Origin of the sequence: Spongiactinospora gelatinilytica (assembly GCF_003236385.1) — a bacterium.
GTDB lineage: Bacteria > Actinomycetota > Actinomycetes > Streptosporangiales > Streptosporangiaceae > Spongiactinospora > Spongiactinospora gelatinilytica.
This window is the reverse complement of record NZ_POUA01000700.1, coordinates 1-1567: the sequence shown is the minus strand read 5'-3', so window position 1 is coordinate 1567 and position 1567 is coordinate 1. Positions and strand designations below refer to the sequence as shown.

The window sequence follows — 1567 nt, the reverse complement described above, 5'->3', positions numbered from 1 at the left end:
GCGAGGGAGCCGCACCCAACCCCCGCCGCAAATCCCGTGCCGCCCGCGCGGTCATGGTCGTCAAATGCGCGGGAACGAGCGCGGCGGGTACAGGCTGTGACCGATCGAGGACGATCACCGTCCCGGGCCTCCGCCGGTACGGCAACCCCCACAACAACCGCCCGGCCAGCCGCGCTCCCCGCACACCCGACGGCAGATGCCATGTCTCATGGTGCCGGTTACTGGAAAAGCGCACGTCAACCCCAGATCGCAACGTCAGCACGGTGAACTCTCGCCCGTCGGCCCGCACGACCGGCCGCCGGAGCTTCAACCGCTCCCCGACATCCACCGCCGCCCTGGGCCTCAACCGCTTCCCCACCGCCACCTGACCACCCGTTCCTTATGGGCATCACCTGCCTCGCGCTTCCATGGAAACTCGCCACAGCCACCACCACAACTGGATTTCGGCCGAGCAGCCTGGCACGGCGTACGGCGCACGGCGCCACCGCCCGGTGGCAGCGATCACACCGAGCTCGCACCCGGACTGTGTGAGCGAGCGCGTATGACGAACCCGGCAATCAGGTGCGGAGCATTGAGCACAGTGGGGCACGAGAATGATCAACGCGGCTATGCTTGGGCAGAAACCGCTGACTCGACCTCGACGGTTCCCCGCATTGAGCAGCCATCATTGGAGGCAGCCGGCAACCCTGATGCCGGCAGTTCTCCAACGATATTGAGTGAGATTGGGTCGGACAAGCATGGCACGTTTCAGCGTAGAAAAGAGTCGCGCCCGGCGCATAACGACCAATCTTGGGCTGGCGTCGTTTCTTACAGCCGTTATCGGGGTCCTCATAATGGCCCTCTATATTTGACGGGTCGAGGGCTGCTCCGCTTTCTGCGGATTCAATTCAAAAAAGCAGCTCGCCGTGCTGGCAGGCGCAATAAGCGACTCACTGCCAAGGGAGTGGGTGACCATAGAGCGATACGAGGGCGCCGGCTGCGACTCGCCCGATCCAGGTTCATCAGACTTGCCCGAATCGTCCAGGCTTTACATGAGACTGGCCGCCGAGGTGGGCCTGGAAGAAACGGTCGACACGATGAAAGCACACCAATGGAGGCCCCCCACTCGGAAGGAGGCGACCGAGGACGACCTTGCCCCTGTCGAGGCAGGGGCGATCACCCTGATAAAGGATGTAAACGGGCAGAAAGTATACGCGCTATTGACAGCGCGAAAGACGATCGAGCTCAGCATATGATCGATGCCACAGCCCACCTTTTGCAAAATGTGGCACGAAACCCTTCCGATCATCGGTGTCCGATGTCGGTATGCTTCCTTCCAGCCGTCATCCGGCTTTTGGCGGCTCCTGAAGCCTTCCGCAGTGAGAAACCGGCCTACTTTTCGTGCAGCAGGCAAAAGGGGTGGCCGGCCGGGTCGGCGTAGATGCGCCATGGGTGGGTGTCGTCCAGGAGGGTCGCGCCTGAAGACTCGGCCAGACGGGCGGCCTGGTCCAAGTCGGGGACGCCGATGTCCAGGTGGAACTGCTGGGGGCGGGCGGGGGGGGCCCCCCTGGGTGGGGCCCGCCCCCTC

General features: G+C 63.7%; 2 protein-coding genes. One reads left to right on the top strand and one right to left on the bottom strand.

Annotation, left to right across the window (positions count from 1 at the left end; genetic code table 11):
- Nucleotides 1–947: 947 nt before the first annotated feature.
- Nucleotides 948–1235: a hypothetical protein gene (locus C1I98_RS38725; protein WP_146607925.1), complete on the top strand. Its 288-nt coding sequence runs from the start codon at nucleotides 948–950 to the stop codon at nucleotides 1233–1235.
- Nucleotides 1236–1371: 136 nt separating this feature from the next.
- On the opposite strand, the gene C1I98_RS38720 is transcribed toward C1I98_RS38725, so the two are convergent.
- Nucleotides 1372–1567: VOC family protein (locus C1I98_RS38720; RefSeq protein ID WP_267898113.1), on the bottom strand; the 196-nt coding region annotated here is incomplete at its 5' end.